This is a genomic window from Pseudoalteromonas sp. S3431, from assembly GCF_000690035.1.
Taxonomy (GTDB): domain Bacteria; phylum Pseudomonadota; class Gammaproteobacteria; order Enterobacterales; family Alteromonadaceae; genus Pseudoalteromonas; species Pseudoalteromonas fuliginea.
Genome location: NZ_JJNY01000040.1, coordinates 43,007 through 63,878 on the forward strand (window position 1 = coordinate 43,007; position 20,872 = coordinate 63,878).

Genomic DNA, 20,872 nt, shown 5'->3' on the forward strand with positions numbered 1-20,872 from the left:
AATAAAAACGTTGGCTTTAACTTGCTAATGCCGCTTTTACTTTATCTCGGTAGCTTCTGCTTACTTTTAGTTCTTGTCCATTTTCAAGCACCAACAAGTACTCACCACTAACTTGTGTAACCAATTTACTAATTTGTTTTGTGTTAACAATGGCACTTCGGTGAACGCGGACAAACAAATGAGGATCTAGCTCTTGCTCTAGCTCTTTCATTGTTTTACGTAAAATATGTGTTTGTCCATCTTGGCAATGTAGGCACATATAATCGCCAGCTGCATCTACCCATTGGATTGTTGCTGCCGGAACGCGAATAATTTCCCCCTGCTCTTTTACGGCTAACGACTCTGGGTAGCGTCTGTCTGTCAATGTATCGCCAGTGGCTAACTTCTTAAGTATTTCTTCGCAATTATTACCTGTAATACCGGCTACAAAACTCGCTAGTTTTTTCTTATGGGCGTTGTCTTGCTGCGTTTTTAAATAGGTATGCACTTTCTCTACCGCCTGTTTTAGTCTGTTATCGTCAACGGGTTTTAAAATGTAATCTAATGCATGAATCTCAAACGCTTTCACTGCAAATTGGTCAAATGCAGTTACAAACACAATCGCAGGTAATACTTTCGTACTTTCGCTAAGTGCTCGTGCGACTTCAAACCCATTCATGCCTGGCATTTGAATATCTAAAAATACCAAATCTATTTTTTCGTTTTTACATGTTTCAATTGCATCAGCACCAGAGCTACATAATTTAATTACTTCAATGTCTGTAAATTCTGCAAGCCTTACATCTAAACCTTTACGTGCTAATGGTTCGTCATCAACAATAAGTGTTTTTATTTTTATCATTTCTTCACAGCCTTCTCAAACGGTACTCGCAGATTAACTTTTAATCCACTTGGCGTATTATGTGATAATACAAACGAATAATTATTTTCGTAGAGCGTTTTTAATCTATCTTTTGTGTTTGCGACACCAACCCCTTGGGCATTGACGAGTTGACCATCTTTTATTTCTGTTCCAGGACCATTATCGCCAACCTCTAACAGTAACTCATTAGCAAACACTTGCGCTTTAATATCAATCACACCACCTTCTGTTAAGTGTGCAATAGCGTACTTAATTGAATTTTCTATAATAGGTTGCAAAATTAAGCTCGGTAATAATGCTTGCTTAGCTTCTTCGCTTACTTCAACGTTTACTTTTAATCGTTCGTCAAATCGCACACGTTCAATTTCAAGGTATAACATAAGCGCATGAAGCTCTTGCTCTAACGGAACTTTTTTAATCGGATCAGTATTCAATGTATAACGCAAAAAGTCACTAAGTTTAGAGACCATTAAATTAGCATCTTTATTTTCTTTCACCAAAATCAATGTAGAAATTGCGTTAAGTGTGTTAAACAAAAAATGAGGATTTAGTTGATATCTTAGCATTTTCAATTGCGCTTCATGTGCCATGGTTGTCGCTTTTAACGCCTTTTGCCGTTCACCTTGTAGCAATTGATAATACTTAACGCCAAAGTATAAACCACTCCAACACAGTATAATATAAACTGAATCTAAACCCTGTTGTAAGTAATAAAACCACTCTTCAGGTCTATATCCGTGTCGGTAAATTTCCCATAGATTGAACTTTTGAATCACCGCCCACAAAGTACCGGTTATGTAAGAGGCACCAAATACCACCAATATAAGCACCCAAGGGGAGGCGTTCCATATTGTGCGATAGATATAACGAAGTGGCACTGTCATTAAACAGCCGGCATAAGCATTGAGTAAAATAACAAACACGTAAATATCACGCATTTCAAATACTTTAGAGCCGATGTAATTTACCAGTGCATAACCAATCCAGCCTGCAATTTGCAAAAGCCAAAAAAAGCGTTGTCGGTTATCAACTAACGATTGCCAGTTCAAAATTTACTTTTACTCCACAGTGTTAAAGCCTAATTATATAAAATCAACTTTTCGCTTGGCCTGATATTTTCTTATTTTGATAATAAAAAACAGCGTAAAATTAACTTTTAATAATAATTATATTTACACATTATATCGATTTATAAGAATGTTTAGCACTGCCAACTGTCTTAGTTTTTAAGAGCCTTAACGCAAAGTTCAGCACCGCTGATAATAAAAAAGCGAAAGGCCGTAACCTTTCGCTTTTTTAATGCTATTTATTGAATAAGTAACTATGCAAGCTTGTCTGAAGCAACTTTATAAGTTGGATCTTCAATCACATTCACTTCAACCAAATCGCGAGCTTTATGTAATAACTGAGTACAGTCTTTACTTAAGTGACGCAAGTGAAGTTGTTTACCGGCTTTTGTATATTTTTCAGCAAGCGTATCAATTGCTTCTATTGCACTGTGATCCGATACTCGGCTATGTTTAAATTCAACAATCACATTTTTAGGATCATTTTTTACGTCAAACAACTCAGAAAAGTTTTTAACCGAACCAAAGAATAACGGACCATGTAGCTCGTAGACTTTAGCGCCTTCTTCATCAATGTAGTTAGTTGTATATATTTGTTTAGCATGTTGCCAAGCAAATACAAGTGCTGAGACGATAACACCTACACACACCGCAATTGCTAAATCGGTAATAACCGTGACACCTGATACAAGCACAATTACAAACGCATCCGATAATGGTACACGCTTCATCATTTTAAAGCTTGCCCATTCAAATGTACCCAGTACAACCATAAACATTACACCAACAAGTGCAGCTAATGGGATCATTTCAATTAGGCTTGAGGCAAAAATAATAAAACCAAGTAACATAAGCGCAGCACTTATCCCTGATAAACGAGAGCGCCCACCTGAATTTATATTTATCATAGACTGGCCAATCATTGCACAGCCCCCCATTGCACCAAACATACCACAGGTAATATTTGCAGCGCCTTGACCTATACATTCTTTGTTGCTGTGGCCGCGTGTTTCTGTTATTTCGTCAATTAAACTAAGCGTTAATAACGATTCAATTAAACCAATAGCAGCTAAAATAAGTGCATACGGAAAAATAATTTGCAGTGTTTCAAAGTTAAAAGGCACCATAGGAATATGAAATTCTGGTAAACCGCCGGCTATTGTTGCCGCTTCGTCGCCCGTCATTCCTTTTAAGAAATCAAGCACGGTATGCGCTTCTAAATCAAAACCAATCACTAATCCTGTCACTGTTACTATGGCAACTAATGACGAAGGAACCGCTGTAGTCAGTTTTGGTAAAAAGTGAATTATTGCCATTGTTAATGCCACTAATCCCAGCATGATAAACAATGGACTGCCTGTCATCCACTCTTGCCCGCCCATACCGTCAGGCACTTTAAATTGCCCTAGCTGGGCTAAAAATATAACAATTGCTAAACCATTTACAAAACCCAGCATTACCGGATGAGGCACCATACGGATAAACTTTCCGAGCTTAAATATCCCCGCTAGTATTTGCAATATCCCCATTAGGAGTACGGTAGCAAATAGGTACTCTACACCATGATCAAGTACTAAACTTACCATAACAACAGCTAAGGCACCGGTTGCACCTGAAATCATACCAGGACGGCCACCAAATATTGCCGTAATTAAACCAACGATAAACGCGGCATATAGACCAACTAAAGGTTCTACATTTGCTACAAAGGCAAACGCAACAGCTTCTGGAACTAAGGCTAACGCCACAGTCAATCCAGACAGTATATCGTTTTTAGCAGAGCTTGGCGCCCTACTGAGTAAGTTAAACATTGAGTTCCTCAAATGGTATAATGGGTATAAAAAAAGCGCTAAATTCTATCAAATCAGCGCTCAGTTAACAATTGTCATTGTGTGGTTAAGCTAAACTAAAGCAGTTTAGCTTTAAAAAGAAAGTGCTTTTATAAAGGAAGAGAAGTACTACGTTTTACACATGTCATTGTTACATTAGAATGTACTTCTTGTACGTATTCTAAGCTTAATAAATTATCACGGACAAAGTGCTCATAGCCTTCAATGCCTTGTGAAATAATACGTAGCATGAAGTCCATTGTTCCAGCCATAGTGTAACACTCAGTCACTTGGTCGTAGCTCATAATCAGCTTTTCAAACTCAGCAAGGTTTTTCTTACCATGATTTGATAACCGCACATGTGCATATACAAGCATATCAAAGCCTAGTTTTTTCTCATCTAAAAGAGCTACTTTGCTTTTTATGTATCCATCTTGCTCAAGTTTAGCGATGCGTCGCCAGCAAGGTGATTGTGACAAGCCGACTTTATCAGCAATTTCAGCTGTTGATAAACTGGCATCTTGTTGTAAAAGTGCCAAAATTTGGCGATCTACGTGATTTAGAGACATTTTATTTCTTATTTATCAAATAAACTGGTTAAATTATACAGCTATTTTAAAAAACAGTCTGCTTATTTTTATCTTTTATACTTATATGTTATTTCAATCATCAAAGTAAAAAGTCAACCATACTAGCCAATTATAAATGAGCTAGTATTTTCATAACACACCTATTATGCCCTACAAGTATTTGTGTATTGCACGCCCTAGGGCGTATTATATTTCTTTATTCTTTTGATCCGGTATAGCAACCTTCTCTTCAAACGACATGAGTATCGGATATTTTAAATAAGCTTGGTCGTAAAACGGACTTTGCTCATATAGCCAATTCAAACGCGCGTCCGCATCTTGAGCAAACGTCTTATCGTCATTGATTTTTTTATCAAACGCGAGTGCAAGTTTCGGATTATCTTTTAGCATTTGACGAGCATATGGGATGAGCGCATAATTTTCCATGTATTCTGTTCGCTGAAAAATTGTATTAAATTCCCCCCAAGCAAAAAATGAGTCTGGCGCTTCAGGATGTAATAAATGCACTGCAAGCTCACCTGCTTTTTGTTGAGTTGTTACTTGGTACCAACCATCTAAATCAACATTAATTGCAGGGATATAATCAAAACTCGCTGATACTCTAAAACGACCTTCAAATGGCGCTTTGTCAAACGTATAGTCTGCCACCTTTGCTACTTTTAAAGGCTGTGTATTTTCACCTTCCAGCTTATTAATAGAGACACCGTGTAGTTTCAACTTTTCTATAATATCAATGTATACAGGCGGAATAAAGAACGCTTTGGGTACTTCAACTGTATGCTGTACATCTTTTTGCCAATAAATAGGTAAGTCAGTATATGTATGTGCTTTACCTAAATACTTAACTTCATTTTGGCCCGAGAGCGCATTCATGCTTGATGAATATTCAATACCTTTAAATTGTGCAATCGTATCAGCCTGCTTGGCATAGCCACGCTTGACTATTAACTGTTTAGGAACAAATTCTTGTTCTTTTTTAACTGCATTAGCTAACTCATGACCATGTTTAGATAGTGCATTAATAGCACCATCTAAAAATACATAAGTTCCTAAAACACGTTGTTTGTATGGCTTTAATGAATGATTTTCTACTAAAATAGTCGGTAATGACTTTAAATCACCCCAACCATTTGAAAAACGCGGCGTAGCAACCCACCCCGCTAACCCTTTTTTAAAATCTCGCTTATCCATAACAAAAACAAGTGGCCCTGGCGTATGTCCTTGTTTAGCTAGCGTCTCATCTATTAGGGGTTTAAAAAATTGATTTAAAGCATCAGATACCGCAGGCGATTCGCTCGAAAATACTGGATTGTAACCATAAGTCACATCGTACTGGTAATCTGCGCCATCGGTTACGTGTACATCAATGTATAAATTTGGGTTGTAGTCGTTAATAACCTTTAAAACGCTTCTAACTTCTGGGGTATCTAATTTAGTAAAATCACGATTTAAATTAAGGTTATTAGCATTTGTTCTAAAGCCCATTTTTGTAGGGCCTCGCTGATTGATACGATTGAATGCACTGCTACGTTCGTGTCCATCTACATTTAAAATAGGAATAAATAATATGTTTACCTTTTTTAAAATGTCACGACGCTTACCCGTGGCTATGTCTCTGAGCAGCATAAACATGGCATCTTTACCGTCTATCTCTCCAGAATGTATTCCCGCTTGAATAAAAATAGTCGGCTTAGTGCTATTAGCCATTTGTCCTGATTCAAAAAAACCTTGCTCGCTCGCTATCAACATCTTAATTGCACGTTTGCTGTTACTGTAGCCAATAGTTTGAGATTGAAACTGAGTAGGGTTTGCTGCAACGAGCCTATCAACAAATGCCATAGTATCTGCATAATTAGGCGATATCTCACCGTTAGACAACTCAAAATCGGTTGTTAATGGGCCCTGTTTTTGTAAAAGCTCTACACTTTTTCCCTGCCACTCAATGAGTGGAGGTAAATGTGCGTCATACGCCACACTTGCAGATAAAACGAGTAAACTTGCAAACATAAAATTCTCTAACAAACGCCTTAATTATATAAATTATATCAACTAAATTTTTTATAATTAGGAAACTGCGGTGATTCAACAAAAAAAAGCAGCCAATAGCATATGACTCACTTATGTTTGAAATTTAAGGCTTTATTACGCTAACGAACAATCGGTATAAAGTTTTAAAAAAACAACTGGTTCAAACTCTTCTTCATTGTTGAACTGAATCAGAATTTTTAGCGCCGTTAACGCTAGGTTTAATAACAATCTGCTCATATATGGGTCTATATAACATTAAGAAAATTACGCTAGAGCTAGGCAAAAATTTCGTTATACAGTTGTTCTATATAAGAAATATTTTAACGCAGTTAACGTAAAATTTAATCCCTTAAACTGATTAGGTATTATTGCGGATTGGTATAATTAGTTAAATTACTCAAAGATTTATGCAGGTTGGTTTAATCTCCCAACTTGAGCAAATATTATTACGGATAGGTATTTGTAATTGAAATTGAAATAAAACTACTAAATAGCAGGCACAAAAAAAGGAGCCATAGGCTCCTCTTTAATACTTATACAAAAAAGCTTAAGCGGCTAGGCCTTCTTTTGCTTTTTCTACAAGCGCTGCGAATGCAACTTGGTCGTAAACAGCGATATCTGCAAGGATCTTACGATCGATTTCTACAGAAGTCTTTTTAAGACCATTGATAAAACGGCTGTAAGACAGACCATTTTGACGTGAAGCAGCATTGATACGTGCAATCCATAATTGACGGAAAGTACGTTTCTTCGCACGACGGTCACGGTAAGCGTATTGACCCGCTTTAGTAACAGCCTGGAAAGCTACGCGGTAAACACGTGAACGTGCTCCGTAGTAACCTTTTGCTTGTTTTAAAACTTTTTTGTGACGTGCACGTGCGACAACGCCGCGTTTAACTCTTGCCATTTCTAAAAACCCCTATTAAGCGAACGGTAACATACGTGAAACTAGACCATGGTCATTTTTATGAACCATCATCTTAGGACGTAGGTGTAACTTACGCTTAGAAGTTTTCTTAGTCAGAATATGACGAAGATGCGCTTGTTTACGCTTGAAACCGCCAGAAGCAGTCTTTTTGAAACGCTTAGCAGCGCCACTGTGACTTTTTAGCTTATAAGCCATTGCAATAACTCCAATTGTATTGCTTTTAAATTAGTAAGCAGGCGTGAGATATATTGCTATAGCTCCACTTTTAGGCCTGACTTACTGCCATGTTCCGGTGAAGACCCAACATAAATGCCGCAATCTTACTTTAAAACCGGTTAACTCAGGTGAATATTCGCATATTGCTTGCAGACCTGAGCTAATTTCGGTGCGTATTATCGCTTAAAAATTATTTTTTAGCAACAGGCGCCATCATCATAACCATTTGGCGGCCTTCAACACGATTTGGGAAAGACTCAACTACAGCAAGCTCTTCTAAATCGGTTTTGATACGGTTTAATAATTCTATACCAATTTCTTGGTGAGCCATTTCACGACCACGGAAGCGGATAGTAATCTTAGCTTTATCGCCAGCTTCTAAGAACTTACGTAAGTTGCGAAGCTTAACCTGATAATCACCTTCATCCGTACCTGGACGGAATTTGATTTCTTTTATCTGGATTTGCTTTTGCTTCTTCTTCTGCTCTTTTAGTTCTTTGCTTTTTTCAAAGATGAACTTACCGTAATCCATGATTCTACAAACAGGCGGCTCAGCGTTTGGACTGATCTCAACAAGATCAACACCCGCTGCATCGGCCATAGTTTGCGCGTCTTGTAATGACTGAATTCCAGCTTGTTCGCCTTCAATGTCAATTAAACGAACTTCTTGCGCTGTAATTTCTTCGTTAATACGATTTTTTTGAGCTGTTTGTTGCCCTTTCTTGCCGCCTCTAATAGTACGTTCCTCCAAGAATATCAATAATATAAGCGTGTAATTGGCTGTTTGTTAATGCCCTACACGCTCGGTTTTTACTGTCGATTTTTAATTTCTTCGCTAATTTTAGCTACAAAATCATCAACATTAAATTTGCCAAGGTCTTCACCTGTGCGAGTACGCACTGCTACTTCTTGTTGTTCAACTTCTTTATCGCCAACAACAAGCAAGTATGGAATACGCTTCAGTGTATGCTCACGGATTTTAAAGCCAATCTTCTCATTTCTCAAGTCAGCAGCGGCTCTAATTCCAAGTTTATTTAATTTTTGTACAACTTCTTTAACATAAGGAGCCTGTTTATCGGTAATATTCATAATTACCACTTGCTTTGGTGCAAGCCACGTCGGGAATAATCCAGCGTACTCTTCAGTTAAAATGCCAATAAAGCGTTCAATAGAACCTAAAATAGCACGATGTATCATTACAGGGGTACGACGTTCGTTATTTTCTGCTACATAAGTAGCACCTAAACGACCCGGTAAAGCAAAGTCTAATTGCACTGTACCACACTGCCACGCTCTGTCTAAACAATCGTACAAAGTAAATTCAATCTTCGGACCGTAAAACGCGCCTTCGCCCGGAAGATAATCAAATTCAATATCGTTTAGCTTAAGTGCATCAGCTAAAGCAAGCTCTGCTTTATCCCACATATGGTCTTCACCAATGCGTTGTTCTGGGCGAGTAGATAGCTTAACGACAATCTTCTCAAATCCGAATGTTTCATATGTATCATAAACCATCTTAATACACGCTGATACTTCGTCCATTATCTGCTCTTCAGTACAGAAAATGTGAGCATCATCTTGTGTAAAGCCACGTACACGCATTAAACCGTGTAGTGCACCTGATGGTTCATTACGATGACAACAACCAAATTCAGCCATACGAAGTGGTAAATCACGGTACGATTTTAAACCTTGGTTAAAGATTTGCACGTGACCAGGACAGTTCATTGGTTTAATTGCGTATTCACGTTTTTCAGACTCAGTGGTAAACATTGCTTCTGAATATTTTTCCCAGTGACCTGATTTTTCCCAAAGTGAACGGTCCATCATCATTGGACCTTTTACTTCTTCGTACTCATATTCGCGTAATTTTTCACGTACAAATTCTTCAAGCTCGCGGTAAATGCTCCAACCATCGTTGTGCCAAAATACCATGCCTGGCGCTTCTTCTTGCCAATGCCATAAATCAAGCGCTTTACCAATACGACGGTGATCGCGTTTTTCAGCTTCTTCAAGGCGTTTTAAATACGCTTTAAGTTGCTTTTTATCGCCCCACGCTGTGCCGTAAATGCGTTGTAGCATTTTATTTTCTGAATCACCACGCCAATATGCACCCGCCACTTTCATTATTTTGAAGTTTTGGCAAAATTTCATGTTAGGAACGTGAGGTCCACGACACATGTCTACATATTCTTCGTGGTGATATAACCCTGGACGGTCATCTTTAGCGATGTTTTCGTCCAAAATTTCTATTTTGTATGTTTCGCCACGCGCTTCAAATGTATCGCGTGCTTCTTGCCAGCTTACTGTTTTTTTCACTACGTCGTAGTTGGTTTTTGCAAGTTGCAGCATACGCTTTTCAATTGCTTCAAGATCATCTTGTGATAATGAATGTTCCATATCGATATCGTAGTAAAAGCCGTTATCGATAGTAGGACCGATTGCCATTTTTGCATCTGGGAAAAGTTGCTTAACTGCATGACCAATTAAATGAGCACACGAGTGACGAATTATTTCCAGTCCGTCATCGTCTTTAGCGGTGATGATTTCAAGTCGAGAATCTTCACTTATTAAATCACATGCATCAACACGGTCGCCATTAACACGACCTGCAATGGTCGCTTTAGCTAAACCAGGACCAATGTCGTTTGCAACATCAAGCGTACTTACAGGGTTTTCAAAACTACGTTGACTTCCGTCTGGAAGAGTAATAACTGGCATTATAAATCCTTGCTACAGTGGTGACACCTACAATGTATCACGTGTATTTTTAATTAATTAAATGAGAATGACTCGACAACACTTTTACGAATAAGCATTGACTATTTTTCGCCATATTGGGCTAATGTAGATGCTGAGTCTGCTCAACTACAAAAAGATATTGTCGCGTGCCACACGCTTAATTACAAGTCATACGCGCCGAAAATTCGAGCTGATTTACGATATAAATCAACTTTTGTTAGAAAAGCGACAAAATTAGCTAAAAATATTAGAGTTAACCTAGTGGGTCATGCTAGCACTCGCATTTTAATGAGTGTTGGGTATAATACTGCGTAATTAAGTTATAGTAGAGAATAGTAATGAGAACATGTGGTGTAGAAATTACCGGTAGCGATGTACTACTTTGTATTTTGAGTAAAGATAATGACGTATTTGACATTCGCGATGTGCGCCAAACACGCTTTACCTTAGGTAACGGTAACGACACCGAAGTAATGCGTAAATTTCAATTTGATTTTGCAAAACTAATGCAAGATTACCAAATTGATTCTGTTGCAATTCGTGAGCGCCAGCCAAAGGGTAAATTTGCCGGCAGCGCAAAAGGATTTAAAATGGAAACTGCCATTCAATTAATTGAAAATTTAGATGTGCGTTTATTTACCACAACTGAAATTAAAGAGCAGGTAAAGCGCAATCCTATTCCAATAGATTTTGAAGATACTGGCCTTAAAAAGTATCAAGAAAATGCTTTTGTAAATGCCTACGTTTACATAATGAAAAGAACATACCGCAGCGACGAAATGTAGACTCATTGCTCGTTTAAAAACGCGTACTTACAGTGTAAGACGCGTTTTTTTGTGCCCAAAAAACAGGTTTGGTTTTTATAAAAACACTAATACATTAGTCTAACCGCACTTCTCTTTGTCGACAATATGTGTTTATTTTGACTTTGTAGTTTAATAACTCACGCACATTTTCATGGAGAGAGCAATGCACACACAGACTATTGCAGTAAAAGAAGTAGAACAAATAAATAGTTTACCGTTATCACAAAGCTATTTTAAAGGTATACAAAGCACACCTTTAACAAATTCAACTATCGGCGAGTACTTTGACTTTATTGTCGACAAAAACCCAGAAGCATTAGCTGTTGTAGTTCACCATCAAGGTATTAGATTAACGTATAAAGAATTTCAACAAGAAGTTAATCAACTTGCTATGGGGTTACTGGCGCTTGGCATAAAACCTGGTGAGCGAGTGGGTATTTGGTCTCCTAATAATATTGAGTGGTGCTTAACCCAATTTGCAACGGCTAAAATTGGCGCAATAATGGTGTGTATTAATCCAGCATACCGCCCTAGCGAACTACAATATGCGTTAAATAGTGTTGAGTGTTCAACCCTCATTACGGCATCAAACTTCAAAGGCAGTGACTATTTAGAAATGCTTAATAGTTTAGCGCCAGAGCTTGCAAGTAGCGACAAAGAAAAGCTTAATTTAAAAGCACTGCCCTCTCTTAAAAACATAATTCGCATTGGCAATGAAGCATCTTCAGGTATGTATTGTTTTAATGACGTTATTAACTTGCCAACAGCAGCACATGCGCTCGAATTAAAAGCAATAGGTGAAAACTTAAATGCTGAGCAAGACATCAATATACAATTTACATCAGGCACAACAGGCAACCCAAAAGGCGCAACGCTCACGCATAAAAATATTTTAAATAATGCGCTATTCGTCGCCGAATCTATGCACTTTACGAGCGATGACAAGTTATGTATCCCTATCCCGTTATATCATTGCTTTGCAATGGTATTGGGTAGCTTATTGTGTGTTAGTAAAGGTGCAGCAGCCATTTACCCAAGTGATTCGTTCGATGCAAAGACCACACTAGATGTAGTTCAACAAGAAGGATGTACAGCGCTGCACGGTGTACCTACTATGTTTATTAGTGAGCTTGAGCTAAGTAATTTTAACGATTATGACTTAAGTACTTTACGCACGGGTGTAATGGCAGGCTCTACATGCCCAGAGCAAGTAATGCGAAAAGTACAAACACAAATGAACATGCATCAAGTACTGATTGCTTACGGGCAAACGGAGTGCAGCCCCATAAACAACATTACCGAAACAGACTCTTCAATTGAGCGGCAAGTAACGACAGTTGGCCGCGCCCTTGCCCATACCGAGGTTAAAATAATTGACGAGCTGGGTAACATTCAAAAAATTGGTCAACCTGGCGAAGTGTGTAGTAAAGGTGCAGGCATAATGCGCTGCTATTGGAATGACGAAGCTAAAACAAAAGCCACAATAGATGACGAAGGTTGGCTGCACTCTGGCGATTTAGGTGTCATGGATACAGAAGGGTTTGTCACGATTGTTGGGCGTATAAAAGATATGATTATTCGCGGCGGCGAAAACATTTACCCTCGAGAAATAGAAGAAGTACTTTACACCTACCCAGGCATTCAAGATGCTGCCATATTTGGTATAACAGATGAAAGGTATGGCGAGGAAGTATGCGCTTGGATCCAACCAAAAGAAGATGCTGTACTTGATGAGCAAGCAATTCGTGAGTTTTTAAAAGACAAACTATCCTACTTTAAAATGCCACGACATATCCGTTTTGTAGAAAACTACCCAATGACAGTAACAGGTAAACTGCAAAAATTTAAAATGCGCGAGCAAATGCAAGAAGAGCTAAGCGACAACGCTTTTTCCTAGTTTCGTCTTTAAGTAACTGAGGCTCTGGATAGGGAATTTATCTCAGAGCTATATTTAGAGCTAGCAGCGTTAAATTTACGTATGTTAGGACTAATACTAAAAAGCACAGCCAATTGGCTGTGCTTTTTATGTACTGAATTGTACTGAATTTATTATAAATTCAGCATTCTCTTTTTTAAACGTTCTAAATCAATCGCACTCGAGCGCACTGTTAATTTAATGTGGCTGTATTCATATTCTTCTTTAACAACACTCATACTCGAGCGAATTTCGCCCACGATACCTTTGGCTGTGTACGGTATAACAATCTCTTCTTCAATCATGTCCTCTTGAGCAATGCCAATAATGTATTTGTGCAATTTACTAATATCATCTGGATTACGCGTAGAGGTCATCATCGCATCAGGAAATTCATCCATTAGCGACTGCTGCTGCTCAGTACTTAATTGGTCTGACTTATTCAGTACTAATAATTTTTTGCTGCCTTCCACCCCAACTTCTGCCAGTACTTTATGTACTACTTCAAGTTGTGAGCGAAAAGAAGGATCTGAAGCATCTACAACATACAACAATAACGACGCATCATGTGCCTCAGCGAGCGTTGAATGAAATGAAGCCACCAAATCATGAGGTAATTTTTTAATAAAACCAACCGTATCTGACACCAATATACGAGGCTGGGTAATCGGATACAGCGCGCGAACAGTGGTATCTAGCGTTGCAAAGAGTTTATTTTCGCCTTCTACATCACTACCTGTAATTGCGCGCATCATTGATGACTTGCCCGCATTGGTATAACCAATTAAAGCCACTGAGAATAGCTCAGAGCGCTGCGTACGTCTGTCCATCATTACATCTTGAACACTAACAAGTTCGCGCTTTAATTCTGCTAACTGATCGCGCACCTTACGGCGATTAAGCTCAAGTGTGGTTTCACCCGCACCTTTACCCATTTGGCGCTCTTTATCACCTGTTGATGTTTCACGAAGCCGTGGCGCTACATAATTAAGGCGAGCAATTTCAACTTGTAATTTTGCTGTTTTAGTACGCGCATGACGGCTAAATATTTCGATGATAATACCAGTGCGATCAAATACTTCTACACCTAATTGGTTCTCAACATTACGCAGTTGAGAAGGCGTTAAATCGCAGTCAAATACCACTACATCGGCACATGCAAAATCTAAATCGTTTGATGGAATTTCTGAGGATATTTCGGTTAAAGGGTCTTCATCAAGTAAATCATCTTCTTGCTCGTTTTCAACCATCCCTTTATTGCCGGTAAGGTGTGCTATTTCAGCTAGTTTACCTGAGCCCAGTACATTAACTTTTTGGGTAGAACTTTGCTTTTGCGATTGTGTACCTACTACTTTAAAGCCTAACGTAGTTACCAAACGAGCAAGCTCTGCAAGCGATTCTGTTGCTTCGTCGCCTTTAAATTGTGGTGTGCTAATAGAAATAAGTAACGCATTAGGAAGTGATGGTTTTGCAGTTAGTTGCATAATTTTTATATGTTAATGCACCTAAAGTGCAAACCTAATTTTCATTCGAAAGTAACTTGATCCTACGCTGTTATGGCCGAGCTTTACAGCGTTATAGCTTACGAATGCAATTATTATCTTCATTTTTCCAAAATTAGCGTAAACCTATGAACTATTTATACGGGGGCATTATAATTTTTACACGCAAGTAAACCAATAAGTAACTTGGTGTTGTTATAAATGTATTTAATTATTAAGTGTTGGGGTTTACCATTGATAATAGGCTTTATGTAGCATTGCGCATACACAAGCCCATTAACTAAAAGCTAATTAGTTAAAAACTAATTAGTTAAAAACTAATTAGCTAAAATCAATTACTCAGCAGACTCTTCTGGACGGTGCTGCTTTTGTACACCGGTTAAAAACAAGCGTAATATTTGATCGTTACAAACACGGTAATGTTTGTTATCTACTTTACGAGAAAATGCGCTTAACTCATGTTTACTTAAGTCAAAATCAACAAGTTCAAGTGTTGCTATAACATCTTCTGCTTTCATATTTAAAGCAATACGTAGCTTCATAAAGATAATATTGTTGTTTAACTTTTTCTCTGGCTCTGGTTGCTCACCTTCGCGTTTGCCACGTTGGGTATTAATAAACCCATTTAAAAAGCTAGCAAACTCAGTATCACTTATTGGGGTAAAAGCCTCTTCACCTTCTTTAGTTAACCATGTAATTACTTGCTCTTTGGTGACCGTATGTTCTGCTGATGCAAAAACATTGACCATAGCAGTATCAGTTAAGTTAAAAGTGTAGCGAATGCGGCGTAAAATATCGTTATTAGTCAAAGTAAATCCCAAAGTGAGGTATAGCAACCAAGCAGTTATTGCTTAATTTTAAATAAGCACCTAGTTTAACAGGTTTACCAATACCACCCTATTAATTTTTATCTGAGCTTCTTATACCTAGTTACCAAGCACCTTGGCAGGATCTACGCGCGTTGCTTGCCATGCAGGATAAATAGTAGCAAGTATCGCAAGCACAAACGTAACAATCACTGTAATACCAATGTCTTCAAGTACTAATTTACTTGGTAAAAACTCTATAAAATAAACGCCCTCAAGTGGATTAGCTCCAAATAATTGGCTTATCCACGTAAAAAGCTCACTTATATTAAGCGCTAATACCACGCCAATTAGTGTTCCTAGTGCCACGCCTACAAAAGCTTGCATTAAGCCTTGCATTACAAAGGTGGCTAAAATAGTACTGTCTTTCGCGCCCATGGTTTTTAAAATCGCGATATTGCCTTGTTTTTCGCGTACTTCCATCACTAAGGACGATACAATATTAAAACTGGCTACCGCTATAATTAAAAACACCACAATATAAACAATGGTACGCACCATTTGAATATCTTGATAAAGGCTGCCTTGGGTTCTAAACCAACTAGAAACATACACGTAGTCGTCAATAGTTTGGCCCACTTTTAGCGCTATTTGGTGCGCCGAAAACACATCATCAACACTTAACCGCAGCCCTGTTACTTGAGTTTCATCGTAACCCAATGTTTGCTGTGCTTTGTTAAGATGTATAAATGCAGCGGTACTATCAATCGGTCCGCCCATTTCTATAAAACCTGCAAGGTTAAGTGTTACGCGTTTAGGCGCTAATAATGATTGACCTTTTTGACTAATTTGCGGAATAAGCAATGTAATGTTATCGCCGACTTTGGCATCTAACTGTTTTACTATTTGCTTACCTAAAATTACATCGTCAAGGCCTAGCTGGCTGACCAATTTACCACTGGTAAACTGGTTTACCGCCGATACATTACTCTCGAGCGATGGCTCAACACCCCGAATTTCTATCGCTTTTAGCTGGCTTTTATATTGCGCCATTCCGTTCACTGCAATAAATGGCGCTGCCCCTGTTACGTGAGGTTGTGTTTGTAAATCCTCAACCTTTTGCGACCAATTCGCGATGGGTCTACTTGGTGCTACATATTCAACCTGCGGCACAACACTTAGCAATCTATGTACTAGTTGCTGCTCAAAACCATTAATTACCGACAGCGCCACAATTAAAACCGCGACACCTAATAAAATACCAATAGTCGACGCTTTAGCGATAAAACTAACAAAGCCGTTTTTTTCATCTTTGTGGCCTGAATAGGCTCTAAAACGTTTACTTAAAAATGCACTAAGCAACATGCTGCGACTCTTTAATAGCTAGTTTTCCATCGTCTAAATAAGCTATTTTGCCTAGCTTATCGGCAAGTTCTAAATCGTGTGTAACTACCACAAAACTGGTGTTTAAGCTTTGGTTAAGCTCATTAATTAAATCGTAAATTTTAATCGCATTTTGTTTATCTAAATTACCTGTTGGTTCATCAGCAAGCACAAGCGCAGGTTTAGTAACCAGTGCGCGGGCAATAGCCACACGTTGTCGCTCTCCACCAGAAAGCGCAGACGGTTTATGCAAGCTGCGATGTGCAAGGCCTACTTTTTCGAGCATATCGAGCGCTTGAGCTTTGGCTTCTTTTGCACTCAAGCCTTTAATTAGTAATGGCATAGCCACGTTTTCGACTGCGCTAAACTCCATTAATAAGTGATGAAATTGATAGATAAAGCCCAAATTTTGGTTTCTAAATGCGGCTTGCTCTGTTCGCGAAAGTTTTGCAACTTCTTGGTTTTTAATTTTAGCGCTACCTGAGCTTGCGGTATCTAATGTGCCAAGTATGTGTAAAAGCGTACTTTTACCAGAGCCAGAACTCCCTACAATAGCGAGCATTTCACCTTGCTGCAGCGCTAAATCAACACCTTTTAATACTTCAACTTGGTTGCTGCCATCTTGATAAACCTTACTTAAATTTTCACAACTAATTACTAAATCATTCATAACGTAATACCTCTGCTGGTTTTACTTTTGCGGCTTTACGCGCAGGATATAAGGTAGCTAAAAAGCTCATAGCAATACTGGCAAACGCTATTATTACTAAACTCAAAATATCAAATTTTACCGGAAGCTCTATACCCGCCAATAAGTTTAAGCCCACTAATGCAAGTAGCTCATTTATATATAAACTAAATATTACACCTAAAAATGCGCCTATTGCGGTACCAATTACGCCGTTATATAAGCCTTGCACCATAAACACTTTTTGCACTTGCGAAGGTGTTAAACCTAACGTTTGTAGTATGGCCACTTCACCTTGTTTTTCGCTTACCATCATGGTCAGTGCTGATACAATATTAAACACAGCGACCAATACAATGAGGGCAAGCAACATAGACATAATGCGTTTTTCCATAGCAACGGCTGCAAATAGAGTACCTTGGGTACTGCGCCAATCACTGTAATTGTGATCTTTTAAAATACGTTGGCTTGCTTCAATAAATTCATCTAGTTCGAAAGGTTCGTGCAATGAAACACTTAAATTTGGGGCGGTGTTTTTATCCAGCTTTAACACCCGCTGTAGTGAAGCGCCACTCGTAAACGCAAGTGCCATATCTATCTCAGATCCGGTTTCGTATATTGCGGCAACTTTAAATAAACGCTGGCTGGGTACTCGCCCAAGAGGTGTATATGTTGAAGCATTAGGCATAATAACGCGAAGCTTATCACCCACGCTAACGCCTAATTTACGACTCAAATAACGGCTTATAGCAATGTTGTAATTTTTGTTTAATACAGTTTTCCAATCGCCTTGCACTATTTTATCGGTAATTTTATACAAAGAACCGCTGTCGTTATAAAGGCCTTGTAGTAAAACGCCGTGCAAGTCTTTATTTGTTTGCAAAATAGCTTCGCCGTGGCGATATAAGCTTACATGATCAACATAAGGAGATTGTTCGAGGTCGGTTTTAAGGGTGCCCATTTGGGTGGCAGTGTGTTTACCTGCGCTAACTTCAACATGCGGAATAAGTCCAAGCATATTGGTTTTCAGGCTATTTTCAAACCCGTTCATTACACTACTTACCGTAAATAATGCCATTAAACCAATAGCGATACCGGCAATAGAAAAAAACGAAATAAACGATATAAACGCATTTCCTTTAGATGAGCGACTATATCTAAGCCCTATAAATAAGCTAACCGGTTGAAACATATTATTTTTAACACTTATCGTAAAAGTATTGAGCAATAGTAGCACGAAAAAAGTGCCTTTGGGTATGGCGTAAAATGTAAGAAATAATTTAAAAATCTGATACTTGGCTATATTTACAGCAATACATGCTTAACCATTAATTCGCGGTTAAGCTTTCAGCCCTTTAACTAAATAATCGAGCAATACCCGTACATTAGTGGCCACAAACTGCCTTGGTGGATATACGCCCCATACCCCTTCTTGCTGTGGTTGATAGGGTGTTAAAATAGGCACCAATTGCCCTGAGTTAATTTCGTTTTCAATGTAGTAGTCTGGGAGCTGTACAATACCAAGCCCCTTTTTTGCGCCATCCACCAGCGCCCAACCACTATTACACTGTAGCCGCCCCGCTATTTTAATGTGTTTATCGCGCCCATTTTCGTTTACGCGCCAGTAGCTACTATTCCCAATTAAGCATTCATGGCTGTTTAGCTCGCCTAAAGTATGCGGCTCACCAAATCGCGTTAAATACTGTGGTGCCGCGCACATTATAAAGCGCCGCGCACTTAACCTACGCGCTTTTAAGCTCGAATCTTTTAAATGTCCTAACCTTATGGCTAAATCAAATCCGCCCTCTAACAAATTTTCTTGTTCGTTACTTAGTGTGGCAACAACTTCTACCTCGGGATGATCCTTCATAAAATTATGCACTATAGGCATAATAAAGCTCTCTCCGTACATAACTGGTGCTGTGAGCTTAATTTTACCCTTTGGTGTAGTTTGGTGCGTGGCAAGACCTTGAGTTGCCTCGTCCATAGCGTGTTGTAAGTGCTTTATTTGATGTAAGTACACTTCACCTTCTTTAGTTAAAACCACTTTACGAGTAGTACGAGTTAAAAGCTGGGTATTTAAACGTTGCTCAAGCGCCGTAACATGACGGCTAATATGCGCAACCGAAAGCCCAAGCATTTTTGCAGCCGCAGTAAAGCTGCCCTCTTCACCAACCGCTATAAACTCATCAATTCCATCCCAACGCGCCATTATTACCATACTGTAAAAGTGTTTTAATAAAATTGAGATTATCATTATTTGAGAAACAAATACAATAAGCACATCACCCAAGCAAATTGGGTCTACAATTATTTTTTAATAGCCAGTTAAAGGAAATAAAACACATGTCTGAATTTATTAAATCAAAAGCCGCCATTGCTTGGGGTCCTAATCAACCACTTAGCGTTGAAGAAGTTGATGTAATGATGCCTAAACAAGGCGAAGTAATGGTAAAAATTACCGCTACAGGTGTGTGTCACACCGATGCATTTACATTATCAGGCCAAGATCCAGAAGGCATATTTCCTGCTATTTTAGGTCACGAAGGCGCTGGTGTTGTCTATGCTGTTGGCGAAGGCGTAACGAGTGTTGAAGTGGGGGATCATGTTATTCCTTTATACACTGCAGAATGTGGCGTATGTAAAATGTGTACCTCAGGTAAAACTAACCTGTGCTCAGCCGTGCGCGAAACACAAGGTAAAGGCCTAATGCCAGACGGCACAACACGCTTTTTTAAAGACGGCCAACCAATTTATCACTACATGGGTACATCAACGTTCTCTGAGTACACTGTATTACCAGAAATTTCACTCGCTAAAGTAAATAAAGAAGCATCACTAGAAGAGATTTGCTTACTAGGCTGTGGTGTAACAACAGGCATGGGCGCAGTTACCAACACAGCTAAAGTAAAGCCTGGCGACACTGTTGCTATATTTGGCTTAGGCGGTATTGGTTTGTCTGCGATTATTGGCGCAAAAATGGCTGGTGCTGGTCGTATTATTGGTGTTGATATAAACACCACTAAATTCGATTTAGCTACAAAACTAGGTGCAACTGATTTAATTAACCCAAAAGATTTCGACAAGCCAATTCAAGAAGTTATTGTTGAAATGACAGACGGCGGCGTTGACTACTCGTTTGAATGTATTGGTAATGTTGACGTTATGCGCTCAGCGCTTGAGTGTTGTCACAAAGGTTGGGGTGAGTCGGTCATTATTGGTGTGGCAGGTGCAGGCCAAGAAATATCAACCCGTCCGTTTCAGCTGGTAACTGGGCGTGTATGGCGTGGTAGTGCATTTGGTGGCGTTAAAGGCCGTTCACAACTTCCTGAAATTGTTGAGCGTTACATGGCAGGTGAATTTGCTCTTAGCGACTTTATTACTCACACAATGAGCCTTGAAGATATTAACGAAGCGTTTGATTTAATGCATGAAGGCAAAAGTATTCGTACAGTCATTCATTACTAATAAACTGCATTCGTAAAATAGCTTATTAATAAGCCGTAATAC

General features: G+C 38.8%; 18 protein-coding genes. 3 read left to right on the top strand and 15 right to left on the bottom strand.

Annotated features, from left to right (window positions below; all coding sequences use genetic code 11):
- Window positions 1–16: 16 nt before the first annotated feature.
- From DO88_RS09925 to thrS, 9 genes are all read right to left on the bottom strand, one after another.
- Window positions 17–841: a LytR/AlgR family response regulator transcription factor gene (locus DO88_RS09925; RefSeq protein ID WP_007379105.1), complete on the bottom strand. Its 825-nt coding sequence runs from the start codon at window positions 839–841 to the stop codon at window positions 17–19.
- Window positions 838–1,911 carry a sensor histidine kinase gene (locus DO88_RS09920; protein WP_033039263.1) on the bottom strand — a complete coding sequence of 358 codons (1,074 nt, stop codon included), beginning with the start codon at window positions 1,909–1,911 and terminating at the stop codon, window positions 838–840. Before DO88_RS09920 ends, DO88_RS09925 begins: the two co-directional genes overlap by 4 nt.
- 272 nt (window positions 1,912–2,183) lie before the next feature.
- Entirely contained in the window at window positions 2,184–3,740 is a 1,557-nt protein-coding gene (locus DO88_RS09915; protein ID WP_008133998.1) for a SulP family inorganic anion transporter, read from the bottom strand.
- 128 nt (window positions 3,741–3,868) lie between these two features.
- Window positions 3,869–4,327 carry an Lrp/AsnC family transcriptional regulator gene (locus DO88_RS09910; RefSeq protein WP_007375323.1) on the bottom strand — a complete coding sequence of 153 codons (459 nt, stop codon included), beginning with the start codon at window positions 4,325–4,327 and terminating at the stop codon, window positions 3,869–3,871.
- Window positions 4,328–4,534: 207 nt separating this feature from the next.
- Window positions 4,535–6,355, bottom strand: a complete 1,821-nt coding sequence (locus tag DO88_RS09905; RefSeq protein WP_033039265.1) for a M14 family metallopeptidase — start codon at window positions 6,353–6,355, stop codon at window positions 4,535–4,537.
- Window positions 6,356–6,923: 568 nt separating this feature from the next.
- Window positions 6,924–7,283 carry a 50S ribosomal protein L20 gene (rplT, locus tag DO88_RS09900; protein WP_002960711.1) on the bottom strand — a complete coding sequence of 120 codons (360 nt, stop codon included), beginning with the start codon at window positions 7,281–7,283 and terminating at the stop codon, window positions 6,924–6,926.
- 15 nt (window positions 7,284–7,298) lie between these two features.
- Window positions 7,299–7,499 (bottom strand): 50S ribosomal protein L35, encoded by a 201-nt coding sequence (gene rpmI, locus DO88_RS09895; RefSeq protein ID WP_002960713.1) that lies wholly within the window; start codon window positions 7,497–7,499, stop codon window positions 7,299–7,301.
- A gap of 211 nt (window positions 7,500–7,710) precedes the next feature.
- Window positions 7,711–8,271 (bottom strand): translation initiation factor IF-3, encoded by a 561-nt coding sequence (infC, locus tag DO88_RS09890; RefSeq protein ID WP_007375325.1) that lies wholly within the window; start codon window positions 8,269–8,271, stop codon window positions 7,711–7,713.
- Between the two features lie 59 nt (window positions 8,272–8,330).
- Window positions 8,331–10,241, bottom strand: coding sequence for a threonine--tRNA ligase (gene thrS / locus DO88_RS09885; RefSeq protein WP_033039267.1), 1,911 nt, complete (start codon window positions 10,239–10,241; stop codon window positions 8,331–8,333).
- A gap of 359 nt (window positions 10,242–10,600) precedes the next feature.
- Between thrS and DO88_RS09880 the strand changes: the two genes are divergently transcribed.
- The gene (locus DO88_RS09880; protein WP_033039270.1) at window positions 10,601–11,047 is read left to right on the top strand and encodes a DUF3010 family protein; all 447 of its coding nucleotides are present in this window, start codon (window positions 10,601–10,603) and stop codon (window positions 11,045–11,047) included.
- 184 nt (window positions 11,048–11,231) lie between these two features.
- Entirely contained in the window at window positions 11,232–12,965 is a 1,734-nt protein-coding gene (locus DO88_RS09875; RefSeq protein ID WP_033039272.1) for an AMP-binding protein, read from the top strand.
- A 152-nt stretch (window positions 12,966–13,117) separates the two neighbouring features.
- On the opposite strand, the gene hflX is transcribed toward DO88_RS09875, so the two are convergent.
- From hflX to DO88_RS09845, 6 genes are all read right to left on the bottom strand, one after another.
- The gene (hflX, locus tag DO88_RS09870) at window positions 13,118–14,467 is read right to left on the bottom strand and encodes a GTPase HflX (RefSeq protein WP_002960718.1); all 1,350 of its coding nucleotides are present in this window, start codon (window positions 14,465–14,467) and stop codon (window positions 13,118–13,120) included.
- A 353-nt stretch (window positions 14,468–14,820) separates the two neighbouring features.
- Entirely contained in the window at window positions 14,821–15,294 is a 474-nt protein-coding gene (locus DO88_RS09865; RefSeq protein ID WP_033039274.1) for a DUF1456 family protein, read from the bottom strand.
- A 117-nt stretch (window positions 15,295–15,411) separates the two neighbouring features.
- Entirely contained in the window at window positions 15,412–16,656 is a 1,245-nt protein-coding gene (locus tag DO88_RS09860; RefSeq protein WP_033039275.1) for a lipoprotein-releasing ABC transporter permease subunit, read from the bottom strand.
- Window positions 16,646–17,344, bottom strand: coding sequence for a lipoprotein-releasing ABC transporter ATP-binding protein LolD (gene lolD / locus DO88_RS09855; RefSeq protein WP_033039277.1), 699 nt, complete (start codon window positions 17,342–17,344; stop codon window positions 16,646–16,648). The genes DO88_RS09860 and lolD overlap by 11 nt, the downstream gene beginning before the upstream one ends.
- On the bottom strand, window positions 17,337–18,554 hold the full coding sequence (locus DO88_RS09850) for a lipoprotein-releasing ABC transporter permease subunit (protein WP_033039374.1): 1,218 nt from the start codon (window positions 18,552–18,554) through the stop codon (window positions 17,337–17,339). Before DO88_RS09850 ends, lolD begins: the two co-directional genes overlap by 8 nt.
- 147 nt (window positions 18,555–18,701) lie before the next feature.
- Window positions 18,702–19,574 carry a LysR family transcriptional regulator gene (locus DO88_RS09845; RefSeq protein ID WP_198022407.1) on the bottom strand — a complete coding sequence of 291 codons (873 nt, stop codon included), beginning with the start codon at window positions 19,572–19,574 and terminating at the stop codon, window positions 18,702–18,704.
- Window positions 19,575–19,708: 134 nt separating this feature from the next.
- On the opposite strand from DO88_RS09845, the gene DO88_RS09840 reads away from it, so the two are divergent.
- Window positions 19,709–20,830, top strand: coding sequence for an S-(hydroxymethyl)glutathione dehydrogenase/class III alcohol dehydrogenase (locus tag DO88_RS09840; protein ID WP_008134015.1), 1,122 nt, complete (start codon window positions 19,709–19,711; stop codon window positions 20,828–20,830).
- Window positions 20,831–20,872: the final 42 nt, after the last annotated feature.